Genomic DNA, 16134 nt, shown 5'->3' on the forward strand with positions numbered 1-16134 from the left:
ACGCATGGCCTGGATCTACAGCCAACGGCCATCAACCACCACGCGGCGCTCCACCGGCACCCCGGCCACAGCGGCCGGGCCGTGGTCGGCACGCACCGCCACGAATGTGGCCGGATGCCCTTCCACAAGACCGTACTGCGGCAGCCCGATCACCTGCGCGGCATGGGTGGTCACCATGTCCAGCGCCAGCATCAGGTCGGCATCGGTATGGAAGCCGGAGCGGTAGCCCAGCAGCATCGCGCGTTGCAACAGGTCGCCGTTGCCATACGGCCACCAGCAGTCACGGATGTTGTCGTTGCCCGCGAACACGCGCACACCGGCATCATGCAGCGCGCGCAGCGGCGGGAATGGATGATCCCCCGGCGCGTTGCTCATGATCGCCACACCCGCCGTCGCCAGCGCCTCGCCCACCTGCAGCGCGCGTGCCAGCGGCACCTCGCCCAGCGAATAGGCATGGCTGACCGCCACCCGACCCTGCAGGCCAGCGGCCCGGGTGCGCGCGGCGATGCGCAGCAGCTGCGCCAGACCGGTTTCGCCGGGCTCATGCAGATGGATGTCCAGCTGAACGCCGTAACGCTCCGCCAAGCCGAACAGCAGCGCCAGCTGGCCTTCGGCATCACCGTCGAGCGTGGTCGGGTCGATGCCGCCGAGCACCTCCACGCCCGCAGCAAGGGCCTGCTCAAGCACCGCTGCGGTACCCGCGCAGGACATCACCCCGGCCTGCGGGAACGCCACCAGCTGGATGCGCATGATGTCGGCACAGCGCAATGCGGCCTCGCGTACCGCCTCCAGGTGGCGCAGGCCGGTGCTGCCATCGATATCGACATGGCAGCGCATTGCCACTGTGCCGAAGCCGCTGCATTGGCGGATCAGCGCCTCGGCGCGATCGACCATCGGCGCCGCAGCCGCCACTGCCGCCTTTTCCACCGCCAACCGCTCACGCAGGCTGTTCACCGGCTGGTGCGGGTGCCAACGGTCGCCGACGAAACTCTTGTCCAGGTGGATATGGCCGTCGACCAGCCCGGGCAGCACCGCAAAGCCCTGCAGGTCGATGCATTCCGCCGCGTCGGCCGGCGCGGCCTCGCCATTGAGCCCGCTGATGCGGCCATCACGGATATGGAAATGCAGTGGCGCACCGTCGCGGTCGACACCGCCATGGACGAACTGGAGGGTCATCGGGAACTCCCGGAATGCCAAGAATGGTGCCATCGTGCGCCTCGCCGCAGCCATCGGCCAACGAAATATCTGGATGGCACGCATTCATCAGAACGATGACTGCCCTGCGACAACCGGTCGCAGCCACGCCGTGAACACCCCTGAACGGGTAACATGGGCGCCTGTTTCCGCTGTGATGCCGCATGGGCCCGTCCGACCGCCACGATCGTCTCCGCCGCTGGCAGGCCGCGTCCCTGCTTGCCGCCGCCCCGATCGCCAGCCTGTCCGCCACCGATGCAGCGGCTGCCGCGCCGCTGCAGTCACCGCCGGGCCAGCAGCGCATCGCCCCGGCAGCGCTGGTCGAGCGCCTGCACCAGCGCGTGCTGTCCGGGCAGAGCGCCACCGCCACGCTGGAACACTGGTGTGCCGAACATGGCCTGGCCGAACAGGCGCGGGTGCGCGCCGTGCGCATACACGGCCAGGACAAGCCTGCCCCCGCCGACGTGCTGCAGGCGCTGGGCGTGAAGCCGGGTACCGACCTGCGCTATCGCCGCGTGCAGCTGGTCTGCGGCAGCCGCGTGCTGTCCGAGGCCGACAACTGGTACCTGCCTGGTCACCTCAGCCCGGCCATGAACCAGGTGCTGGACAGCACCGACGAACCGTTCGGTCGCGTGGTCGGCCCGCTCGGCTTCCAGCGCCAGACCCTGGCTGACCAGACGTTCTGGCCGCCGCGGGGCGAAGGCGATCACGGCGTGATCCTGGAAGTGCGTGCCCTGCTGCGCGACCGCCAGCAGCAGCCTTTCAGCTACGTCATCGAGTCGTACCTGCAGCAGGCGCTTCCGTAACGCGCCGCGGCGCCGGGCATCCGCCGGCTACGGGCCCGTGATGGCGTTGGCTGCAGGATCCACCGAGAACACGAAGCGCCCACCACGCTGGTCCCTGCCCCATGTCATCGGCGCCGTGGTCAGACTGTAGACCGGGGCCGCCTTGTCCGTGCCGATCGCCTCGGACCAGGCACTGAAATCCTCATCGGTACGACTTCGGATCTCGCCAACACACAGGCTGTAGCCACAGGCGAAAGACACCAGCGTGCCGTCGCTGCCGATGAGCCGGGTCGCGGCCGTCCTGTGGAGCCGGGTCAGGTCCTGCACTTCCGGGTGGCCAGCCGCATCGCGCTCGAACTGGCTGATCGCCTGCGCGAAAGCCTTGTCGGAACCCAGCAGCGCCTCGCTCTTCTGCACGGACACCGCACCCTCGCTCAGCAGCATGCGCTCGCCCTCGAGGAAGTGCCCCTCCGGTTGCGCGAGCCCAGCGGCAGCCGTCGTGGCACTCGATGCCGTTGCCGCGCGCGCTGATACAGCATCGGTCGCGGGGTTGGAAAGGGACGGCGCAGGCGCGGCATTGGCCACCTCCGCGGCATCCTCCACGCTGGCCGCCTGCCTGCCACTGCAACCTGCAATGGCCAGCACGGCAATCACGCTCCACCCCCTGACATCCATGCGCATCCTCCTCCGGGTAGCGCCACAGCATGCCACGCGCGCAGCGGCAACACGGGTGCACTGCACAAAGAAAAGCCCAGCAATGCTGGGCCTTTCGTTCGCCTGCGGAATCAGCGGAACCGGTAGTCCAGTTGCACCCAGTACTGGCGGCCATATGGGTCGTAGTTGCCAACCGGATAGAACGGCCAGCCGCCTCCGTTCTTGTCCGCCGGCGGGCGGCTGTCACGCAGGTTGTTGACGATCACACCCACCGACAGGTTCTCGCCGAACTGGCGGAACACGCTGGCGTTGTACGTCATGTACGGCGCGATGCGGCCACTGCCATCGGTCTTCGGCAGCGAGCCGAAGCGGTTGCCGTACAGCGTGGTGGTCCAGTCACCCTGGTTCCAGGTGATGCTGCCGTTGGCCTTGCTGCGCCACTGGTAGTCATCCAGCGAATTGCGGATGTCACGCTCCGGATCATCGGAGAACTGTCGGTATTTGTGCTCCAGCACCACGGTGTAGGCCAGGCGCGTGGTGAAGCGGCCATAGCGGCCGGCATCGAAACGCCAGTTGCCCTTCAGGTCCAGGCCGCGAACCGATTCGGAGGCCGCATTGATCGGATTGATCAGCACACGGGTCACCTGGTCCGGCTGCACCGTGGCATTGGACGGATTGCGGATCACCCGCGACAGCGCGTCCTGGCACAGCGGCGAACCGATATCGCGCGCTTCGCCGCCCAGCGTCCGGCCCAGGCGGCAATCGGCCTCATCACGCAGGATGCGGCTGGTATCGAGGCTGGTCACTTCGTTGTCGATGCGGATGTCGTAGTAGTCAGCGCTGAAATCCAGGCCGGACAGCGGCGACCAGACCACGCCGAAACCATACGACTTGGCCGATTCCGGCTGCAGCTGCGCATTGGCGCGGTTGCTGTAATCAATCGACAGGCCGTTGTAATCGCAGTTGTCGTACGACTGGCCCGCCGTGCGGCAGCGCCAGTAATCGGTCATGCCCGGGTTGTAGCCGCGGGTTTCGGTGGCAAACACGTAGTTCATGTCCGGCGCACGGAAGCTGGTCGCCGCCGTACCACGGATCAGCAGGCTCTCGATCGGACGGAACTCGACGCCGAAACTCCAGGTGGCCTTGCCGATGTGCTCGCCACCGGCACGGTACTGGTCATAACGACCGGCCAGGGTGGTGGTCAGCGACTGCAGCAGCGGCAATTGCAGCTCCACACCTGCAGCGTAGCGGTCACGCTCGCCACCGGCGCCGACGCCTGCACTGGTGTTCCAGAACTCGCCGCTGCCCAGGCGCGGGTCCGGTCGGTTGCGATAGCCCTGGCTGCCGGCCTCGACCACCGCTGCCAGCGCCGCATCGCCCCCAGGCAGCGCGAACAGGCGGCCGTTGACGCTGGCGCTGAAGGTCTGCAGCCATGCCGCGTTACGGCTTTCCTGGTAGTCGGACAGCCCCTCGTATTCGTTCGGGGTCAACGGCTGGAACAGGCGCGACGGGTCCGGCGCATAGACCTCAACGCCGTTGCGCACACCCAGCTTCGGGCCGAGCAGGTATTCGTTGATGCCGGCCAGCAGCACCGGGCGGCGGGTGCGGTTCTCGTATCGCGAGCGGCTGTAGACCGCCTCATAGTCCCAGCCGCTGTCGCCGATCTGGCCACGTGCACCGACGTTGAACGACCACGAGTTTTCCAGGAAGCGGTTGGCATTGCGCGGCAGGCCGCCGATTTCCTCCGGCGCGAAGCGCCGGTACCAGCTTTCCAGGTTGCCGGTGGTCTGGTTGTAGAAGTAGTTGCGGGCCGAGGTCCAGGTCGGCGCACGCGTGTTGTTGTAGATCCGCGCGCTGCCCACGGCGACATCGGCGAACAGGTCAGTGGTCTCGTTGACGTGGAAGGTCAGCAGGCCATAGCCATTGAGGTTGCGCTTCTGGGTCTGCACGGTCCAGTAGCTGGCGGCGGCCTCGTTGCTGCCGCAGTACCAGCCCTGGCGAGGGTTGAAGGCGCGGAACACGCTGCCGCCATAGATGTCAGACGCCCCGTCGCAGCCAGTGACGCCCGGATCGATGTTGCGGCCGGTGGCGGCATTGCGGCGATAGGCGATCGCGGTCGCCTGCGGTGCCTTGCCGGCCGGATCATCGTCCAGCGAATCCATGAAATCGCGCTGGCGCGCGTGGATCGCCTTGCGCACATCGAACTCGAAGCCGAACAGCGCATCCCAACGCTCGCCGGAACTACCACCGACCACCTGCGCGCGCTGGTTGTCGCCGCCACCCTGCTGGGTGCCACCGGCGCGCACATTCACATCCACGCCCTCAAAGCGGTCCTTGAGGATGATGTTGACCACGCCGGCGATCGCATCGGAGCCGTATACCGCCGATGCACCTGCCGCCAGGACCTCGATGCGCTCGATCAGCGCACTGGGAATGTTGGCCAGGTTGACCACGTTCACCGACCCTTCGTAGGCCAGCGGGTAGTCGGCCTGACGGCGGCCGTTGACCAGCACCAGCGTGCGGTTCGGGCCCAGCCCGCGCAGGTTGATGGTGTTGGCAGCCGGGGTGAAGGTGTTGCCGAAGTCCTCGCCCTGTACGTTGCCGGTGTTCTCGGTCAGCGCGCTCAGTGCGTCGAAGGCATTGCGGTAGCCCTGCGCATCGATCTGTTCGCGGCTGATCACCGTCACCGGCGACGGGCCCTCCACACTGGCGCGTGGAATGCGCGAGCCGGTGACCTTCACTTCCTGCAATGTGGTGGGTGCGCTTTCCTGCGCGAAGGCCGGCAGCGAGACCAGCATCAGGGACGACAGTGCGAGCACCAGCGGACGCGGGCGCAGCGCCTTGTGGGAGGCGGACATGGGCTTCCTGGGGAGTTGGGCGGGTGGTGGTACGGGGGCAGCGGCCTGTACGGCGCATAACGATCCCGTAACGAAAGTGTCCTGAATGGGGGGTTTCAACGGAAATGACCAGGCCTGATGGCCTTATGCCTGAACCGAATCAGACCCGCAGTGCCATCCACCACACTTTTGCAATGTTTTGAATGGTGCAGGGCTGCAGGCACGGCCATCGTGCCCCGGATGATGACCCCGTACCCCACTTCCCCCCTTCCCCCATTGCGCCCGGTGCTGCGCCGTCACCTGCTGCAGCTGCAGGCCGCACCGGTCACCCTGCGCCCTTTCCAGCGTGCCGACCTGCCGCGCTGGCGCCTGTTCGATGACCGCCGCCGGCGCGGCCGCCGCGATCCGTCCGTCATCGATGAGGAAGCGCGCTTCCTCGCCCACATGCATCGCTCACGCCTGGAACAGGACAACGACCAGCTGCTGCTGGGTGTGTTCGATGACGAGCACGGCAACGTACTGGACCAGCTGCACGTACGGCTGCAATCACTACACGCGCGCAGCGCCGAACTGCTGTCGCTGCAGCATTGGCACCCGCATGCCGACGCGACGCTGCAGGCGCTGTGTCCGTTCTTGTTCGAGGACGTCGGCCTGCATCGCCTGTTCGTGATGCTGCCACCGGACTGCAGTGATCCGTTCGCCACCGCGCTGCGGGCCTTCGGCTTCGAGCAGGAAGGCCTGCTGCGCGACCATCATCTGGATCTGGATGGCTGGCAGGATCGCCAGCTGCTGGCGCTGACCGCCCCCATGTGGCGGAGCAAGCACAGCGTGCTGGACTAGCGCACCCGCTCCAGCGCGTTGCCGGCACCGGTCAGCACCGAGCAGGCGTGGTCCTGCAGCTCTTCGGCGCTGGCCTCGTTGCCGGTGCCCGCGTCCACACGGGTGGCCAGCAGGATGAAGCCCGGGACGCCCTGCACGGCGTCCCGGCCCGCCACAACCAGGCTCCACTGGCCGACGTCGTCCACGCCTGCGAGGTCGTAGGCCAGCAGATTGAGCGGATTGGCGGTCAGTTCTGCGCCCGGCAGCAGGCGTGCCTGGTACTGATGGCCGCGCAGCAGCACCGGCAGCGGTGTCCACTGGCTGCCCAGAGCGGCAGCATGCGTGTCCAGCGCCTGCAGCACGTCGGCACGCAGGCAATCCACGTGAATGCAGCTGATGTTGCGAGCGGCCATGCGGTGAATTCAGCGCCAGGCTGGCAACGTTGCGCGGCAGCGGTTGGCCCAGCGCCCGTTCGGTGTGGGTGCGGGCCAGCCAGGCCGCGCCGAAGTAGTTGGGTGCACCACGCTGGTACAGGCTGCGGCTCTCGATGCCGCTGACCTTGTCCAGCGGCATCAGCAGGAACTGGTAGTCGCCGTGCGCGTCCTTGACCAGCACATCGCGGCGGTCTGCTGCCGTCTCCACCCGCAGGCAATCGCCACGCGGGCCTTCGGCGCCCTGGCAGTCACGTTCAATCAATCGCCACAATGCATCGGAATGGGCCGGCGGCGGAGGCGCGCTGGCACAGGCAGACAACAGCAGCAGGGACGACAGCAGGAAGGGGCGCAAGGACACGGCACGACTCACGGAGCAGGCACGGCAGACAGCGCCGCGCTGCATTCTAGCCAGTGCAACGCTGCAATCAGTAGGTGCCGAACGGCACTTCAACCACGATCGGGGCGGCACCCTCGCCGGCCTGCAGGCTGTAGCGGTCCAGCGCGCCATCGTCATCGGCGTGCGGCTGGCGCTGGAAATGCAGCGGGTAGCGGCTGTCCCCCAGGCGCACGGCACTGCCGTCGGCCTCCAGCGCGGCACCTTCCGGAATCAGCAGACCGCCCAGGTCGCTGTAGGCGCCAGGTACATCGGCGAAGCTGTAGTCGGCCAGCTCGTCCACCCGCTGCATCGCATAGACGTGCGGCACATAGGGTCGTGCAGGGCTACGGCCATTGCTCAGGTCCGTCACCCAGGCCTGCGGCAGGTGGTACTCCCCGCGCAGCGCAGCGACGCCCAGCGAGGGGCTGGCCACCTGCAGGCAGCACACCGCCCGCTTGCCCTCGCGGTCGAGGATGGCGAAACGGTCGCCGCGGGTGGCCGCCTGCGGCAGCATGGCGAAGGCCAGGTTACGCTGCGCCGGCGCGTAGCCGGATTCGGTCTGCAGGTTGCGCCAGGCGCCGAATACCGGGGATTGGACCTGCTCGGGTTCCGGATCGGCAGCGGAGGCGGCAAACGCCACGCCCAGCAACGACAACATCAGGGCCGTCATTGTCTTGTCCTTGCCGCGGAAACTGCCTGCCGTCATACCGTATCCAACACCTGCGCCGGAAAGGCCCGGCCTGCCCGCTGGCGTACTGCCAGCTATTCCTCTCACTATGCAATGACCACGCTGTGCCGGCAATGACCGGGGCGCTGACGCCTTTCGCACGCTCGGTGCTATCGTTCCCGCCATCTTCCCCTGCGCAGGAGCGCTCGCATGTCTGCATTCCGTCTGTCCCTGTTGCTGCCGGCCTCCGCCCTGCTGCTGTCGGCCTGCGTCAGCACCCCTGGCCCGGAAGTCAAAGGCAGTGGCCGCTGCGACGCCAGCCAGCTGGGCTGGGCGATCGGCCAGCCGGCCAACGAGCCCAACATCCGTCGCCTGTCCCGCGAGAGCGGTGCCGGCCTGGTCAACCCGATCGGCCCCAGCACCATCACCACCAAGGACATCCGCCCGGACCGCCTGCGCGTGTTCGTGGACAAGGACAACATCATCACGTCCACCCGCTGCGAGTAAGCGCGGCAGCGGGCTTTTGTAGAGTCGAGATCCTATGTTCGCGGTCAAGCCTGCTGGAAGCAGGCTTGACCCACCTTCAGCATGGCCGGATCGAAGTCCCGGCCGCTTTTGAAGACACCCCAGGCGATCCTGGCCAGCTTTCTGGCCAGGATGTTGAAGACGGCGGTGCTGGGGTGACCGCGTTTTGACAGCTCGTCGTAGAGCGGTTGCCCCCGGCGACACCGCTTGAGCCCCATTGCGGCCATGTAGAGCATCTGGCGCAGCACTGGCGCGCCCTGTTTGGACAGCCGACGCCGTCCCGTTCTGCCGCCAGACTCGTTGGGCCGGGGATCCAGGCCCGTGCAGGCGATCCACGCGTTGGCGTTGGCCAACGGCCAGCGCGTCATGTAGTAAATCAGGTGAGCGGCGACGGCAGGGCCGATACCAGGGATGGTCAACAGGCGCTTGTAGAGCGCGCCATGCTCTCCATCGCGACCCAAGCGCTGCAGTTCGCTTTCCAGCTCGGACAGCGTCCCAGCCAGAGCGCAGAACAGATCTGACAGCTCCCCGGGGGCACTTTTGCTTACCCCGAAGGATTGCTCCAGGCGCGCGCGTGTCTTTACCAGCGTCTGCCGCTTGCGCAGCAAATCGTGCATCTGCTGCTGCTCGTCGGTACGCGGTACGTATTCACGCAGGCGATCGCTCTCCTTCTTCACGTACCGGGCGATCGCTTCGGCGTCCATGGCGTCCGTCTTGCCACGCGAGCCCGTCGCCCGGCCGTAGTACTTGATCAGACGTGGATTGATCACATAGACAACGTGGCCTGCCTGGCCAGCCATCGGAGCCAACAACTCGTAGTACCGCCCCGTCGCCTCCATGCCAATCCGGCATCGCTGGGGCAAGGTGTTGAGCCACTGGGCTATGCCGGCCCGGGTGTTGGCGATCCTGTCGCCGGCCTTGCGGTCGGCCACTGCCGGTACGAACTCCTTGGAGTCCACGTCCACGCCAATATCGAGAGAATCAGACATTTGTACGGCTCCCAGCTATCTTTAAGGGGCTGGGGTGGTACCGCACCGACGTTAGCTTGCCTACATCGACGATCCCCTTTGGGGGCCGTACGATCCTTTATCGACGTTCGTGTGCGGGATGGGGATCGCTCGACTCGTCTGTCGGCTAGTATCCGCAGATGCATGCTTGACGGTCCCTCCACCCTGGCTCCTACATACCGCGTAGGAGCCGGGAGGAACATACAAGCCATGCTCGACTGGCTTTTCGGATGGGTCGCGCAGAAAACCAGTCGAGCATGGCTCGACTCTACATTTCAGGGTTCGGTATACCCCGCACAATCCGGCAGCGCCTGGTCGGGGTGGAATACCCCATCGCTGAAGCGGAACAGCCGCGTGTAGGTGCACGCCGGGTCCTGCTCGGTGCGCAGATCCTGCTTCTTCAACGGCCCCTTGGCCAGCGAATCCTCGAAGCGCGAAACACCGGCCGGGAACCGGGTCGCCACGGTCTGGTAGCGCAGCACCGGCATGCCCTCGGCGACCGTATCCAGCGCCAGCTTCGCCGAGAAGCCGTATTCGTCATGGCAGGCACCTGCGCGCTGCTTGATGTCCTGTTCGCTGAAACAGGCGCGGATCATCGCATTGCCCAGCCATGGCACGGTCAACACGTCGTCGTCCACCTGGATGTCGTCCTGCAGGTGGCGCACGCGTGCCAGTTGCAGCGTGGACGCGTCGGCACCTCCACCGGAGTAAATGGCGCTGAACGTGACGATGCCACCCACCAGCACATTCTGGCGGGCGCGCTGCTGCGGGTCGGTCACCGGTTCATCGCTGCCCACGCCAGGTGCCAGCCGCACGATCCACGGCCACAGCGACAGCTCGCTTTCCTGCGGCACGTCGATGCTGACGTGGTAGGTGTGTGGCGTGCCCTGGCCCGGTTCCTTCTCAAGTACTTCCAGCACGGTCGGCCGGTCACCATCTTTGGCAACCGGCTGCACGCGCACGCACCAGTTGCCGTCCCGCGTGCACTCGTAGAGCCCCGCCGGCCCCGTCTCATTGGCGATCAGCACCTGCCCCAACGGCTCCATCACGTTGCCCGCAGCGTCACGCTGCTGCGGCAGGATCGAGCCCTGCGTCAGCGCCAGCATCGGGGTGGCCAGCAGTGCAACGCACACGGTCGTGCGGGCAAGGACGGGGGGCATGGATGAGATTCCTGCTCGTGGAATCCAGATGGTAACCGCTGCTCCGGTAGAGTCGAGCTTGCTCGACTTTGCATTTGTAGAGTCGAGCTTGCTCGACTTTGCATTTGTAGAGTCGAGCTTGCTCGACTGTGCTTGTCGGGAAGTGCAGCCGAGCATAGGCTCGGCTCTACAGTAAAGCCACGCTGTATCCGTCAATGCCCACTACAGTCGCAGCTACCCCACCCTTTTTCCTTCGAGGTCTGGCCGATACCGGGGTTGAAGGTGTTGCTCGGGTCCAGCTGCTTGTAGAACCCGGCCAGCGCCGGCTTGGCCGGGTACAGGTGGCCGACGTTGTGCTCGGCTGGATACTCGGCGCCACGCTGGTCCAGCAACGCCCACATCGCATGCTCGATCGCCATCGGGTCTTCGCCTTTGCGCGCGATGTAGTCCTGGTGGAACACGTGGCACAGGAAGTGCCCGTAATACAGTTTGTGCAGCAGGCGGCCATCGATATCGACCGGCAGCTGCTCGAACCAGTCGGCATCATCGCGGCGCAGGGCGATGTCCAGCGCGACGATGTCCTGCACCTGGTCGCGGTGTACCTCGCGGTAGCGCACCGCGGCGCCGGCCACAGCGAAGCGATGCAGGAACGCCTTGCGCCCCTCATCGGCCGTGCAGTGGAAGTAGCCGCCCTCATGGTCGGCGAAGAAGCCGCGCAGCCAGGCCTCGGTTTCCGCGGCGTCCTGCGCGGAGACCTTCAGCAGCAGATGATGCTCGTAGCGCTGGCGGAACTCGCCCATGCGCTTGGGCAGGTGCGAGGGCAGCAGGCCAGTCAGCACCTGCATCACCCGGTCGGTCACCCCGCGCAGGCCCAACCGTTCGAACCAGCCATCGACGAGGCTCTTCAGTGCGAAGGCGGCCGGCACGCGGGCGGTGCCGAGGCGGTCGATCAGCAGGAAACTGTCCTTGCCGTAGCGCTCGCCGATGTCATAGGCATCGCGGTGGATGTATTCGCCGGCAATCGGCAAGCGTTCGAAGCCGGTCAGCAGTTGGCGTCGGATCGCGGTGAGGCTGTCGGTGCGGTTGCTGCCGATATAGAAGACCTCGGCGGCCTCCTTCTCGAAGGTATCCAGGCGCACCGCGAATACTGCCAGCTTGCCGGCAGACCCCGCTGCCTCGAAGTGGCGGCTGGGGTCGGCATTGAAGCGTGCTGGCGTATCGGCATCGACCCGGCGCACTTCCTCGGCGTAGCGTGGATCGGAGGCGGCGCGGCCATCGCCGTCCCCAACGTCGGCAGCACGGTAGTCACCCGCCTGCACGCGCTGCAGGATCTGCTCGGGCGTATCGCCCAGCGCGATGCCCAGATGGTTGACCAGCTGCAGCTGGCCCTGCGCATCGACCTGCGCATACAGTGCCAGCTCGGTGTAGGCCGGGCCACGGCGCACCAGCGCGCCGCCGGAGTTGTTGCAGATGCCACCGAGTACCGACGCACCGATGCAGGACGAGCCGATCACCGAATGCGGTTCGCGGCCGAGCGGTGCCAGCGTCTGCTCCAGGCGGTCCAGCGTCGCGCCAGGCAGGCACAGCACCTGGCGGCCCTCGTTCAACAGCTGGATGCCGGTCAGGCGCAGCGTGCTGACCAGCACGATCGGACGCCCATAGTCGTTGCCATCCGGGGTCGAGCCACCGGTCAGGCCGGTGTTGGCCGCCTGCAGGATGATCGCTGCCCCGCCCTGCACCGCCGCCTGCAGCACACGCCACAGCTCCAGCAGCGTCCCCGGGCGCACCACCGCCAGCACCGGGCCGTCGCCGAAACGGTAGCCACGGCGGAAACGGCGGGTGGCCTTGTCGCCGGTCAGTACATGGCGGTTGCCGACCGCATCGCGCAACTGCGCCAGCACGGCATCGTGGCCACTCACGGCAGGTTGACCAGCGAATCGCGGCCGATGTCAGCGACGCGGCGCGCACCGGTCAGTGTCATCGCCACGCGCATTTCCTTGGCAATCAGGTCCAGCAGGTTGGCCACGCCCGCCTCGCCCTGCGCTGCAAGTGCATAGACGAAGGCACGGCCCAGCAGCACGGTATCGGCACCCAACGCCAGCATGCGCACCACGTCCAGGCCGGTGCGGATGCCGGAATCGGCGAGGATCTTCAGGTCGCCCTGCACCGCATCGGCAATCGCCGGCAATGCACGCGCGGTGGACAGCACGCCGTCGAGCTGGCGGCCACCGTGGTTGGAGACCACGATGCCATCGGCGCCGAACTTGACCGCATCACGTGCGTCATCCGGGTCGAGGATGCCCTTGATCACCATTGGGCCCTTCCAGAACTCGCGGATCCACTCCAGGTCCTTCCACGAAATGGAGGGATCAAAGTTGCTGCCCAACCAACCGATGTAATCCTCCAGCCCGGTCGGGTTGCCGCGGTAGGTGGAGATGTTGCCCAGATCATGCGGGCGGCCGAACAGGCCCACGTCCCACGCCCAGTGCGGGTGGGTGATGGCCTGGCCGATGCGGCGCAGCGAGGCATTCGGGCCGCTCATGCCCGAGTGGGCATCGCGGTAGCGCGCACCCGGCACCGGCATATCCACGGTGAACACCAGGGTGGTCACGCCCGCAGCCTGCGCCCGCTCCAGCGCGTTGCGCATGAAACCACGGTCGCGCAGTACATACAGCTGGAACCACATCGGCCGCTGGATGGCCGGTGCCACTTCCTCGATCGGGCACACCGATACGGTGGACAGGGTGAACGGGATGCCACGGCTGTCGGCCGCGCGCGCCGCCTGCACCTCGCCGCGCCGGGCATACATGCCGGTCAGGCCGACCGGCGCAAGTGCCACCGGCATCGCCAGCGTTTCGCCGAACAGTTCGGTTTCCAGGCTCAGGTCGGACATGTTGCGCAGGATGCGCTGGCGCAGCGCGATGTCGGACAGGTCGGAAACGTTGCGCTTCAGCGTGTGCTCGGCATACGCGCCGCCATCGATGTAGTGGAACAGGAACGGCGGCAGCCGGCGTTGCGCTGCGGCACGGTAATCGGTGGAGGCGGAGATGATCATGGGGTCAACCGTGTGGGGAAGGTAGACGCGAGGCCCGCGCACGCCGGGCTTCGTTGTCATCGAGGGTGCGCAGCGTGGTGTGCACGAACTCGAGGTGGGCATGCGCGGCGGCGCGCGCGCGTTCGGGGTCGCCGGCCAGCACCGCGTCCATCATCTCGCGGTGCTGGTCGGACAACGGCGAGAAGGTCCTCGCCGAGGTGTAGAGCTTTTCGCGGCTCTGCGAGATGTTGGTCTGCAGCAGGTCGAACAGGCCGCGCATCACCTGCAGCAGCACCAGGTTGTGCGAGGCCTCGGCGATGGACAGGTGGAAGGCCGCATCAGCCTCGGCTTCACCGGTGGGGTCATCCTTGCCGTGCGCGTCCATCATGGTCTGGAAGGCCTGCGCGATGCGCGTACGATCCTCATCGGTGGCGCGCAACGCTGCATGCCAGGCGGTGGCGCCTTCCAGCGCGTGGCGGATCTCCAGCACGTCGAAGCGGTATTCCGGGTCGCCCTGGAACAGCGGCAGGTACGGCGCCAGCGGTTCATCCAGCGCCTGCCGCGCGCGCGCCGCGGGTTCGGCCACGTAGGTGCCGCCACCGACCCGTGCGGTCAGCAGGCCCTGGCTGGCCAACTGCGCGATGGCCTCGCGCAACGCCGTTCGCGAGACCCCCAGCTGCACCGCCAGGGTGCGTTCGGCCGGCAGCCGGTCACCCGGCTGCAGCCGCTGTTCCTGCACCAGGCCGCGCAGCTGCGCGGCCACCTTGTCCGAAATACGTTGCGTGCTCATGGCGTCATTGTGGCCCGAAGCGCGCAGCGGGTGGTCGGCTGACCGTGCATGGCTCAGGGAATCATCCAGGTCAGCCAGTAAGCCTGGGCCAGGGTGATCAGGCCGACCATCGTGGTGAAGATCAGGCTGTGCTTGACCGTGAAACGGAACAGGTCCGATTCCTTGCCGGCCAGGCCGACCGCCGCGCAGGCAATGGCGATCGACTGCGGCGAGATCATCTTGCCGGTCACGCCACCAGTGGTGTTGGCCGCCACCAGCAGCACGTCGGACACGCCGATCTGCTGCGCGGTGGTGGCCTGCAGTGCCGAGAACAAGGCATTGGACGAAGTATCCGAGCCGGTCAGGAACACGCCCAACCAGCCCAGGAACGGCGAGAAGAACGGGAACGCATCACCGGTGTGCGCCAGTGCCAGGGCCAGCGTCGCCGACAGGCCCGAGTAATTGGCGATGAAGGCGAAGGCCAGCACCATGCCGATCGAGTAGATCGGCATGCGCAGCTCACGCACGGTCTCACCGAAGGTCTGCAGCGCCGAACGGGCCGGCATGCGCAGCGCGATGATGGCGATCACCGCGGCGAGGATGATCGAGGTGCCGGTGGCCGAGAACCAGTCGAACTTGTAGATCGCCTCGTAGCTGAGCGGTGCATCCACGATCGGCGGCATCTTCTGCACCATCTGGTCCAGGCCCGGCACCGGGATCTTCAGCACCCAGCTTTCCAGCGGGCCGCCCGCCGCGAACAGCGACTTGAACGGCTTGATGCTCCACAGCGTGACCATCGCAGTGAGGATCAGGAACGGCGACCAAGCCTTGGCGATCTGGCTGACGCTGTAGCGCGGCGCCTCCAGTGCCTGTGCGGCCGCCTCGGCGCTGGTTTCGGTGTCGAAACGGAAGATCCGCACCGGCTTCCAGCGGCGCAGGAACAGCGTCAGGCAGACCAGCGAGGCCAGCGACGCGGTGATGTCCGGCAGCTCCGGGCCGATGAAGTTGGAGGTCAGATACTGCGCGATGGCGAACGAACCACCGGCCACCAGCACTGCCGGCCAGGTTTCCTTGATGCCGCGCCAGCCATCCATGATCGCCATGATCCAGAACAGCACGATGATCGTAAGGAACGGCAGCTGGCGCCCAGCCATCTGACCGATCTCGAAGGCATCCAGACCGGTGACCTGCCCGGCCACGATGATCGGAATGCCCATCGCACCAAAGGCGACCGGCGCGGTGTTGACGATCAGGCACAGGCCGGCGGCATACAGCGGTTTGAAGCCCAACCCGACCAGCAGTGCCGCGGTGATCGCCACCGGTGCACCAAAGCCGGCTGCCCCCTCCAGGAAGGCACCGAAGGCGAAGCCGACCATCAGCATCTGCAGGCGCTGGTCCTCGGTGACCGACAGGATCGAGGCGCGGATGATGTCGAACTGCCCGGTCTTGACCGAGACTTTATAGAGGAATACCGCGCCGATGATGATCCAGGCGATCGGCCACAGGCCGTAGACGAAGCCGAAACCGGCCGCGCCCAGCGCCTGGCTCAGCGGCATGCGGTAGAACAGCAGGGCGACGCCGAGCGCGATGGCCACGGTGATCGTGCCGGCCAGCCAGCCCTTCATGCGCAGCACGGCCAGGGCGACGAAGAAGAACGCGATCGGCAGCAGCGCGATCAGGCTGGACAACCACAGGTTGCCGGCGGGGTCGTACAGGTGTTGCCAGGGCTGCATGAGGGCTCTCGACTGGGGCGGGATGTGCTCCACCGCAGGCGGTGGGTCGCCATGGTCGTCGATTATTGGTATTACCAATAATGATTTCGATCAGACCACTTGCAGCGGATTTAACCGCCGCTCCGACGAAGCGCCTATTAGACCATAGGGCTAGATGCCAT

General features: G+C 66.6%; 13 protein-coding genes and 1 pseudogene. 3 read left to right on the plus strand and 11 right to left on the minus strand.

Annotation, left to right across the window (positions count from 1 at the left end; translation table 11 throughout):
- Positions 1 to 15: 15 nt before the first annotated feature.
- The gene (locus ACZK13_RS12550; RefSeq protein WP_197616801.1) at positions 16 to 1176 is read right to left on the minus strand and encodes an amidohydrolase; all 1161 of its coding nucleotides are present in this window, start codon (positions 1174 to 1176) and stop codon (positions 16 to 18) included.
- Between the two features lie 182 nt (positions 1177 to 1358).
- Between ACZK13_RS12550 and ACZK13_RS12555 the strand changes: the two genes are divergently transcribed.
- Positions 1359 to 2000, plus strand: coding sequence for a hypothetical protein (locus ACZK13_RS12555; RefSeq protein WP_049398456.1), 642 nt, complete (start codon positions 1359 to 1361; stop codon positions 1998 to 2000).
- A gap of 27 nt (positions 2001 to 2027) precedes the next feature.
- Here ACZK13_RS12555 and ACZK13_RS12560 read toward each other — a convergent pair whose 3' ends face one another.
- Together ACZK13_RS12560 and ACZK13_RS12565 are read right to left on the minus strand one after the other, a co-directional pair.
- Entirely contained in the window at positions 2028 to 2660 is a 633-nt protein-coding gene (locus tag ACZK13_RS12560) for a hypothetical protein (RefSeq protein ID WP_478481752.1), read from the minus strand.
- A gap of 104 nt (positions 2661 to 2764) precedes the next feature.
- A complete protein-coding gene (locus tag ACZK13_RS12565) occupies positions 2765 to 5491 on the minus strand; it encodes a TonB-dependent receptor plug domain-containing protein (RefSeq protein WP_478481754.1) in 2727 nt (908 codons plus the stop codon).
- A 219-nt stretch (positions 5492 to 5710) separates the two neighbouring features.
- On the opposite strand from ACZK13_RS12565, the gene ACZK13_RS12570 reads away from it, so the two are divergent.
- The gene (locus ACZK13_RS12570) at positions 5711 to 6310 is read left to right on the plus strand and encodes a GNAT family N-acetyltransferase (protein WP_125895868.1); all 600 of its coding nucleotides are present in this window, start codon (positions 5711 to 5713) and stop codon (positions 6308 to 6310) included.
- Here the strand turns inward: ACZK13_RS12570 and ACZK13_RS12575 are convergent.
- Positions 6307 to 7081, minus strand: a pseudogene (locus ACZK13_RS12575) (CDP-diacylglycerol diphosphatase). The gene ACZK13_RS12570 and the pseudogene ACZK13_RS12575 overlap by 4 nt on opposite strands.
- A gap of 67 nt (positions 7082 to 7148) precedes the next feature.
- Complete coding sequence (locus tag ACZK13_RS12580) at positions 7149 to 7805, minus strand: hypothetical protein (RefSeq protein WP_049463092.1); 657 nt, start codon at positions 7803 to 7805, stop codon at positions 7149 to 7151.
- 171 nt (positions 7806 to 7976) lie between these two features.
- Between ACZK13_RS12580 and ACZK13_RS12585 the strand changes: the two genes are divergently transcribed.
- Entirely contained in the window at positions 7977 to 8273 is a 297-nt protein-coding gene (locus tag ACZK13_RS12585; protein ID WP_006373100.1) for an I78 family peptidase inhibitor, read from the plus strand.
- A gap of 44 nt (positions 8274 to 8317) precedes the next feature.
- On the opposite strand, the gene ACZK13_RS12590 is transcribed toward ACZK13_RS12585, so the two are convergent.
- The 6 genes from ACZK13_RS12590 to lldP form a co-directional block, all read right to left on the minus strand.
- Complete coding sequence (locus ACZK13_RS12590) at positions 8318 to 9280, minus strand: IS110 family transposase (RefSeq protein ID WP_478450857.1); 963 nt, start codon at positions 9278 to 9280, stop codon at positions 8318 to 8320.
- 293 nt (positions 9281 to 9573) lie between these two features.
- Positions 9574 to 10458, minus strand: a complete 885-nt coding sequence (locus ACZK13_RS12595; protein ID WP_125894609.1) for a hypothetical protein — start codon at positions 10456 to 10458, stop codon at positions 9574 to 9576.
- Between the two features lie 191 nt (positions 10459 to 10649).
- Positions 10650 to 12356, minus strand: a complete 1707-nt coding sequence (gene dld, locus ACZK13_RS12600) for a D-lactate dehydrogenase (RefSeq protein WP_125894607.1) — start codon at positions 12354 to 12356, stop codon at positions 10650 to 10652.
- Positions 12353 to 13492 carry an FMN-dependent L-lactate dehydrogenase LldD gene (lldD, locus tag ACZK13_RS12605; protein ID WP_125894605.1) on the minus strand — a complete coding sequence of 380 codons (1140 nt, stop codon included), beginning with the start codon at positions 13490 to 13492 and terminating at the stop codon, positions 12353 to 12355. Before lldD ends, dld begins: the two co-directional genes overlap by 4 nt.
- A gap of 4 nt (positions 13493 to 13496) precedes the next feature.
- The gene (lldR, locus tag ACZK13_RS12610) at positions 13497 to 14261 is read right to left on the minus strand and encodes a transcriptional regulator LldR (protein ID WP_049398449.1); all 765 of its coding nucleotides are present in this window, start codon (positions 14259 to 14261) and stop codon (positions 13497 to 13499) included.
- A gap of 53 nt (positions 14262 to 14314) precedes the next feature.
- Positions 14315 to 15973, minus strand: a complete 1659-nt coding sequence (gene lldP, locus ACZK13_RS12615; RefSeq protein ID WP_180837660.1) for an L-lactate permease — start codon at positions 15971 to 15973, stop codon at positions 14315 to 14317.
- Between the last annotated feature and the right edge of the window lie 161 nt (positions 15974 to 16134).

It is taken from the genome of Stenotrophomonas sp. 99219_Sma, from assembly GCF_056480785.1.

What these genes read in the sequence shown, in the direction of transcription:
- ACZK13_RS12550 (WP_197616801.1), bottom strand. Translation starts at nt 1,176, where the DNA reads ATGACCCTCCAGTTCGTCCATGGCGGTGTCGACCGCGACGGTGCGCCA.
- ACZK13_RS12580 (WP_049463092.1), bottom strand. Translation starts at nt 7,805, where the DNA reads ATGACGGCAGGCAGTTTCCGCGGCAAGGACAAGACAATGACGGCCCTG.
- ACZK13_RS12570 (WP_125895868.1), top strand. Translation starts at nt 5,711, where the DNA reads ATGATGACCCCGTACCCCACTTCCCCCCTTCCCCCATTGCGCCCGGTG.
- lldP (WP_180837660.1), bottom strand. Translation starts at nt 15,973, where the DNA reads ATGCAGCCCTGGCAACACCTGTACGACCCCGCCGGCAACCTGTGGTTG.
- ACZK13_RS12585 (WP_006373100.1), top strand. Translation starts at nt 7,977, where the DNA reads ATGTCTGCATTCCGTCTGTCCCTGTTGCTGCCGGCCTCCGCCCTGCTG.
- lldR (WP_049398449.1), bottom strand. Translation starts at nt 14,261, where the DNA reads ATGAGCACGCAACGTATTTCGGACAAGGTGGCCGCGCAGCTGCGCGGC.
- lldD (WP_125894605.1), bottom strand. Translation starts at nt 13,492, where the DNA reads ATGATCATCTCCGCCTCCACCGATTACCGTGCCGCAGCGCAACGCCGG.
- ACZK13_RS12595 (WP_125894609.1), bottom strand. Translation starts at nt 10,458, where the DNA reads ATGCCCCCCGTCCTTGCCCGCACGACCGTGTGCGTTGCACTGCTGGCC.
- ACZK13_RS12555 (WP_049398456.1), top strand. Translation starts at nt 1,359, where the DNA reads ATGGGCCCGTCCGACCGCCACGATCGTCTCCGCCGCTGGCAGGCCGCG.
- ACZK13_RS12565 (WP_478481754.1), bottom strand. Translation starts at nt 5,491, where the DNA reads ATGTCCGCCTCCCACAAGGCGCTGCGCCCGCGTCCGCTGGTGCTCGCA.
- ACZK13_RS12560 (WP_478481752.1), bottom strand. Translation starts at nt 2,660, where the DNA reads ATGCGCATGGATGTCAGGGGGTGGAGCGTGATTGCCGTGCTGGCCATT.
- ACZK13_RS12590 (WP_478450857.1), bottom strand. Translation starts at nt 9,280, where the DNA reads ATGTCTGATTCTCTCGATATTGGCGTGGACGTGGACTCCAAGGAGTTC.